The following is a 6,795-nucleotide window of genomic DNA, read 5'->3' as shown; positions in this document are numbered from 1 at the left end:
AGGCCCGCACAGCACCGCTCCGATGCGCCGGTCCGACAGCATGTCGGTGCCGTCGCGGTGGACCAGCGCGTGCAGCCCTTCGCCGCCCGCGGCCCCCGCCAGCACGACATAGCCGGCGCCGGCGCGCTGCGCCGCGGTTGCGGCCAGCATCCCCGCGCCCGCCATCGCCCCCGCGACCATCGCTACCATGCCGCGCGTATATTTATGATCCGCCGGCCCCGGCGCGGGCAGATGCGGCCGCGCGATCTCGACCAGATCGGAGGGGACGACGTGCAGCCCGAGATCCGCGATTACCACCCGCCCGCACAACGCCGCCGCCGGCTGCAGCCGGTGCGCCGGTTTCAACGCACCCAGCGCGATCGTCAGGTCGTGGGCCGGCACTACCCGGTCGAACGTCGCGCCATGGTCGCTATCGACCCCGCTCGGCACATCGACCGCAATCCGCCACCGCGCCGCCGCGGACAGCCGGTGGAGGTCCGCCAGCACGGCGGGATCCAGCCCGCGCGTCAGACCTGTGCCGAACAGCGCGTCGATCATGACCGGTGCGGACAGCGCATCGGCCAGCGTCGCCACCGGACCGTCCCACGCCGCGCGGGCGGCGGATGCGGCGTCCGATCGCGGCATGCCGATCGCCGCTACCGTTACCGCCGCGCCGCGATCCCGCAACAGGCGCGCGGCGACATAGCCGTCACCGCCATTATTGCCCGGGCCGCACAGGATCAGTGTCGGCGCGCCGCCGGCATGACGCCACGCCGCTTCGGCGATCGCGGCGCCCGCGCGGGTCATCAATGTCGCTGTCGACGCACCGCACGCCTGCTCCGCCGCGCGCATCGCCGTGGTGGTCAGGATCGGGCGCGCGATCACCGCACCGTCACCGCGGCGTGGGGGCCGGCAGGCGGTAATGATCGCCCGCGACGATGATCTCGGTGCCGTCCGCACTGGTCTTCACCATGGCGGGTTCGGCTCCGTCGGCCGTCCGTGCGCTGCGCCCATCGGCATCGACCAGGATGCGGCGAAACCCGCCATCGGGCCCCCGCAACGTCAGCAGCTGCCCATCCGCCGTCTCCGTCCGCTCCGCCGTGCAGACGATCGCATAGGTCGCGCTGGTGCCGAGCCGGCACGCGATCCGGCCAGCGCCGGCATCCTTGCCCGCGACCGCTCCGGCCGCCACCCGCGGGTCGACCGGTGCGCGGTCGCACCCCGTCATCAGCCCGGCCGTCAGCAGCCCGCCGATCAGCAGCGCGGCGTCAGATGTCCGCATAGATGTGCCGTTCCTCCCGCGCGCCGGGATGCGTCACCGCCCCGGCCCAGGCGGGACCGACATTCCGGGCATAGCGCCACAACGCCCCGGCGCCATAATCATTGACGCGCGGCCGCCATGCGCGGTGCCGCTCCGCCAGTTCGGCCTCGTCGACCAGCAGGTCGATCGTCCCCTGTTCGGCATCGATCCGGATGATGTCGCCATCCTGCACCAGCGCGATCGGCCCGCCATCGGCCGCCTCTGGCCCGACATGGCCGATGCAGAAGCCGCGCGTTCCCCCGGAAAACCGCCCATCGGTGATCAGCGCAACCCGCTCGCCCAGCCCCTGCCCATAGAGCGCGGCGGTGGTCGACAGCATTTCGCGCATGCCGGGACCGCCCTTCGGCCCTTCATACCGGATCACGATGACCGCGCCGTCCGCAATCTCGCGTGCCTCCACCGCAGCAAAGCAGTCTTCCTCGCAATCGAACACGCGCGCCGGGCCTTCGAAGACCAGTCGCTTCATCCCCGCCACCTTCACGATCGCGCCATCGGGCGCCAGCGTTCCGCGCAGGCCGACCACGCCGCCGGTCGGGCTGAGCGGGGTCTTCGCGTCGTAGATCACCTTCTGGTCGGGGTTCCACGTCACCTCGTCGATATTCTCGGCCAGCGTCTTGCCGGTCACCGTCCGGCACCCGCCGTGCAACAGCCCTTCCGCCAACAGCGTCTTCATCAGCATGTAGACGCCGCCTGCCTCATGCATGTCCTTGGCGACATAGCGCCCGCCGGGTTTCAGGTCGGCGATATAGGGTGTGGTCTTGAAGATCTCGGCCACGTCGAACAGGTCGAAATTGATGCCGGCTTCGTTCGCCATCGCCGGCAGGTGCAGCCCGGCATTGGTCGATCCACCGGTGGCCGCCACGATCCGCGCTGCATTCTCAAAGGCTTCGCGTGTGCAGATATCACGCGGCCTCAGGTTCATCTCCAGCAGGTTCATCACCTGATATCCCGCCGCGCGCGCGATCTCGTCCCGACCGCGATAGGGTGCCGGCATCATGTTGCTGTTCGGCAATGACAGGCCGATCGCCTCCCCGACGCAGGCCATGGTGTTGGCGGTAAACTGCCCCCCGCACGCCCCGTGGCCTGGACAGGCCACTTTTTCCAGCGCGGCCAGGTCCTTCAGCGGGCAATTGCCGGCGGCATGCTGCCCCACCGCTTCGAACACATCGACCACGGTCACGTCGCGATCGTCATAGCGCCCCGGCAGGATCGACCCGCCATAGACGAAGATCGACGGCACGTTCAGCCGCAGCATCGCCATCATCATGCCCGGCAACGACTTGTCGCACCCGGCAAAGGTCACCAGCGCATCATAACAATGGCCGCGCACCGACAGTTCGACCGAATCCGCGATCACCTCCCGGCTGACGAGCGAGGATTTCATCCCCTGATGTCCCATCGCAATGCCGTCGGTGACGGTGATGGTGTTGAACCGCCGCGGCAGCCCGCCATTAGCGATCACGCCTTCGCGGCAGATATCCGCCTGCGCATCCAGCGTGGTGTTGCACGGCGCGCTGTCGTTACCGGCGCTCGCCACCGCGACGAAGGGGCGCGCAATCTCCTCCTCCGTCATGCCCATCGCGTAATAATAGCTGCGATGCGGCGCCCGCTCGGGCCCGACTGAAACATGACGACTGGGCAGGCGGGATTTGTCGAACCGGTCGGACATGGCGCACTCTTTCAGGCTGTCGGCGTGTGCGCAGCGTCTTGGCGCGATCGGCGGCAGGACGCAACCGCGCCCGACGCACTCAGCGGCGCGTAAACCGCGTCCGCAGGTCCGGCCCGGCGAACAGGGCGTCGAACCTTGCATCGCCGTCCTCCTGCCCGCGCAACACCGCCCGCAACGCGGCGACGCTGGCGCCCGAATTGGCGGCGATCCGCGCCGCCATCTCCCGCCCGACCGGCTTGGCATTCGGCACCGACAGTTCGACCAGCCCGATCCGCGCCGCCTCCGCCGCATCGATCCGGTCGCCGGTCAGCAAAAGTCGTGCCGCCTGCCCCGGCCCGACCAGCGTGCGCAGCCGCTGGATGTCACCGGCCGGATAGCTGATTCCCAGCCGCGCCGGCGGGATCGCAAACGCCGCCTCCGCCCCCGCGATCCGTAGATCGCACGCCATGGCGAGCGCGACCCCCGCCCCGAAGCACCCGCCGTCGATCGCCGCGATCACCGGCACCGCCGCATCCGCCACCGCGGTCATCGCGCCGGCCATCGCCCGCCGAAAGCGTGCGACCAGGGCGGGATCGGCCATCATCGCCGCAAACTCGCCCAGGTCGGCGCCCGCGCAGAATGTGCCGGGCACGGCCGACCGCAGCAGGATCACCCGCGCCTGTCCCGCCGCCGCTCCGATCGTCCGCGCCAGGGTGTCCCAATCCGCGATCGGCACCGCGTTACGCGCAGTGGCGCGGTCCAGCGACACCGTCGCCACGCCCTCCTGGACATCATAGCCGATCATGCCCGCACCCGACTCGCCAGGCGCCACCAGATGTCCGGCACCGTCACCCGGTCACGCGACGCGGCATCCTGGAACAGCGCGAAACAGGTTGCGCCGGACCCCGACATCCGGGCCAGCACCACGCCCGGCTGCGTCGCCAACCATGCAAGCACGACCGGGATCTCCGGCCGCAGCGCGCAGGCTGGCGGTTCCAGGTCGTTGCGCGCGTCGGCCGCGACCATCAGCGGATCGCCGTCCGCCAACGGGCCGCGATCTTCGCCATCCCAGCCGGCGAAGACCGGACCGGTCGCCAGCGGCACGTTCGGATTGACCAGCAGCAGCGGCATGCCCGCCAGGGTACCGCTCGCGACGCATCGCAACGCATCGCCGCGCCCGTCGCCGCGCACCGTCCGCGACAGCAGGCAGGCCGGCACATCCGCACCCAGTCTTCCGGCGATTTCCAGCAGGGCGGGATCATCCTCCGCCATCCCGTCACGACGCGCCAGCACGCGCAGCGCCGCCGCCGCATCTGCCGATCCGCCGCCGATCCCCGCCGCTACCGGCAACCGCTTGTCCAGGATGAATCGCGCCGCCGGCCCGCCATGGCGCGCACGGTAGAGTTCGGCGGCGCGCGTCACCAGATTGTCGCCGCCCGCGATCGCCGCAGCAAACGGCCCCACGATCCGCAACGGCTCCGTGTCCGGCACGTCGTCGTGGTCCAGCGTCAGGATGTCGCCATCCTCGGCAAAGGCGAACAGCGTTTCGATTTCATGATAGCCATCGGCCCGGCGTCGGCGGACATGCAGCGCCAGGTTGATCTTGGCAAAGGCGGTCTCGATCATCGCGCTGCCATGCCCGCCACGCGCGACGCGATCAACCGGTCGCATCCATTGCCCCTTCTTGCGTGTTCACCGGCGTCGCCGAACGGCATCATATCGCCCCCGCCGTCGTCTGTAGGCGGACGCCGGGGGTGCGACCGTAACAGAGACGCAGCGCCCGTGATCCTGGCTGGACTCCGGCGTCCGCCGGCGGGGCGGCAAGTTCAAGGGGCGGCCACCGCCTGCGTCCATCCGCCGTCGATCTTCGCCTGGATGCGGGCCAGGTCCGCCGGTTCCGCGGCCACCAGCGCCGCGGCCCAGGCATAGCGCGCCTCGTATCGCCGGCCGACCGACCAGTAGGCGTCGCCCAGATGCTCGTTGATCGCGCTTTGCGCCGGATCGCCGGCCACGGCGCGTTCGAGGGTCGCAATCGCTTTCGGGGCATCCCCACGCAGATAATAGGCCCAGCCGAGCGAGTCGGTGATCGACGGATCGTCCGGACGCAACCGGCTCGCCTGTTCGATCAGCCGTTGCGCCTCAACCAGATTTTCGCGGCGTTCCAACTGCGCATAGCCCAGCAGGTTGAGGACCACCGCCTGGTCCGGCGCCACCGCCCGCGCCCGTTCCAGCACGGCCTTCGCCTCCGTCCAGTCACCGGCCTCCTCCAGCGCGCTGCCCTGCAGCAGCCACGCGGTCCAGATCGTGGCGGGCGGCGCCAGTGCGGCGGCACGGGCATAGGCCGCGGCGGCATCGCGCGACCGGCCGAGCGCCGCACGGACATCGCCCACCCGGATCCAGTCCGCCGATGTCGCGCCAGTCTGCTTCGCGGCGGCCTCGGCGGCCTGCAACGCCGCCTCATTCTCACCCTGTCGCACCAGCAGCGACAGGCGCACGTCGCGCGCGGCGACGGCAAACGGATCATCGCCGGAAATATGATCCAACGCCTGCCCCGCCGCCGGATAGCGCCCGCCGGCCTGCAACAGTTCGGCCGTCACCAGCCAGCTTTCGGCGTTGTCCGGTGCCAGGAACGACGCCATCCGCGCCAATGACAAGGCGATCGGCGTGGTGCGTTCGCGGTTCATGTCGATCGCCACCCGAACCAGCAGTTCGGCGATGCCCGCCGCCGGACCGTCGATGGCGCCCGGCAGCGTCCTGCGCGCCATGATCCGGGCGCGACCCGCGCGCAATTCGGGGCCATCCCCCTCCAGCAGCGCCAGCGCGTCGCTGCGCTTGCCGCGCCGCTGCAACAGGGCTGCGGCGGCCAGCCGCAACCGCGTCTGCCGGCCGGCCGCGCGTGTCGCCTGCGCCTGGATCGCGGCGACACCCTCCACGGTCCGCCCCATGGCGAGCAGCAGCAGTGCACGCTGTTCGTCCGCATAAACACCGGTCAGGCCGACGCGTCCTCCGGCCTCCAGGATCGCGACCGGATCGCCCTGCCGCACGCCGATCGCACGCCACGCGCGCAGCGCCGGGACCAGAAACGCAAACGCTTTTTCCCGTTCGACCGCGTCGGTCGCGGCGGCGGCGGCGGTCCAGTCGCGATCGATCACCGCTTGCGTCAGGATCAGCAGGCGTCCGTCGGGCGGCAGTGCCGACTGTGCCCCCAACTGCCGGGCGGCGGCCAGCGCCAGTTCCCGATCCCCTGCGCCGATCGCCTGTCGATAGGCGCGCGTGGCCAGCATGGGATCACCGGGATTGCGCGCCATCGCCGTGGCATAACCGCGCGCGGCGATGGCGGTCCGGCCATCGGCATCCGCTGCGCGCGCCTGTACATAGTCCCTGATCGCGGATCGCGGTTCCGAACGGCTCGCGAGCGTCGGCGACGCACAGCCCGCTATCGCCATCAGGATGACCGCGCACCGCACGCTTTTGGCCCGGGGATCACATATTGGGATAGTTCGGTCCCCCTCCGCCCTCCGGCACCACCCATTTGATGTTCTGGGTGGGATCCTTGATGTCGCACGTCTTGCAATGGACGCAGTTCTGCGCGTTGATCTGCAACCTTGGATCGCCGTGTTCCGCACCCACTATTTCGTAAACGCCGGCCGGGCAATAACGCTGCTCCGGGCTGTCATACAGGTGGTAGTTGACGGCGATCGGCACCTCCGTGTCCTTCAACGTCAGGTGGACCGGCTGATCCTCCTCATGATTGACGTTGGACAGGAACACCGACGACAGCCGGTCGAAGCTCAGCACATTGTCGGGCTTGGGATAGCTGATCTTCGGCGCGATGTCCGCCCGCCAC

General features: G+C 70.0%; 7 protein-coding genes. All 7 read right to left on the bottom strand.

What is annotated here, in order from left to right; translation table 11 throughout:
* On the bottom strand, positions 1-864 hold an 864-nt coding region (locus VF649_RS13550; RefSeq protein WP_331012486.1), incomplete at its 3' end, for an NAD(P)H-hydrate epimerase.
* A 7-nt stretch (positions 865-871) separates the two neighbouring features.
* Entirely contained in the window at positions 872-1,261 is a 390-nt protein-coding gene (locus VF649_RS13545) for a hypothetical protein (protein ID WP_331012485.1), read from the bottom strand.
* Entirely contained in the window at positions 1,248-2,969 is a 1,722-nt protein-coding gene (gene ilvD, locus VF649_RS13540; protein ID WP_331012484.1) for a dihydroxy-acid dehydratase, read from the bottom strand. The genes VF649_RS13545 and ilvD overlap by 14 nt, the downstream gene beginning before the upstream one ends.
* 79 nt (positions 2,970-3,048) lie before the next feature.
* Positions 3,049-3,753 carry an enoyl-CoA hydratase/isomerase family protein gene (locus VF649_RS13535; RefSeq protein ID WP_331012483.1) on the bottom strand — a complete coding sequence of 235 codons (705 nt, stop codon included), beginning with the start codon at positions 3,751-3,753 and terminating at the stop codon, positions 3,049-3,051.
* Complete coding sequence (locus tag VF649_RS13530; RefSeq protein ID WP_331012482.1) at positions 3,750-4,619, bottom strand: 4-(cytidine 5'-diphospho)-2-C-methyl-D-erythritol kinase; 870 nt, start codon at positions 4,617-4,619, stop codon at positions 3,750-3,752. The genes VF649_RS13535 and VF649_RS13530 overlap by 4 nt, the downstream gene beginning before the upstream one ends.
* Positions 4,620-4,774: 155 nt before the next feature.
* A complete protein-coding gene (locus VF649_RS13525; protein ID WP_331012481.1) occupies positions 4,775-6,394 on the bottom strand; it encodes a tetratricopeptide repeat protein in 1,620 nt (539 codons plus the stop codon).
* A 37-nt stretch (positions 6,395-6,431) separates the two neighbouring features.
* Positions 6,432-6,795 (bottom strand): 4Fe-4S dicluster domain-containing protein (locus tag VF649_RS13520; RefSeq protein ID WP_331012480.1); only part of this gene is annotated, 364 nt, incomplete at its 5' end.

This window comes from Sphingomonas sp., from assembly GCF_036387535.1.
Lineage (GTDB): Bacteria > Pseudomonadota > Alphaproteobacteria > Sphingomonadales > Sphingomonadaceae > Sphingomonas_R.
This window is presented reverse-complemented; position numbering and strand designations above follow the sequence as displayed.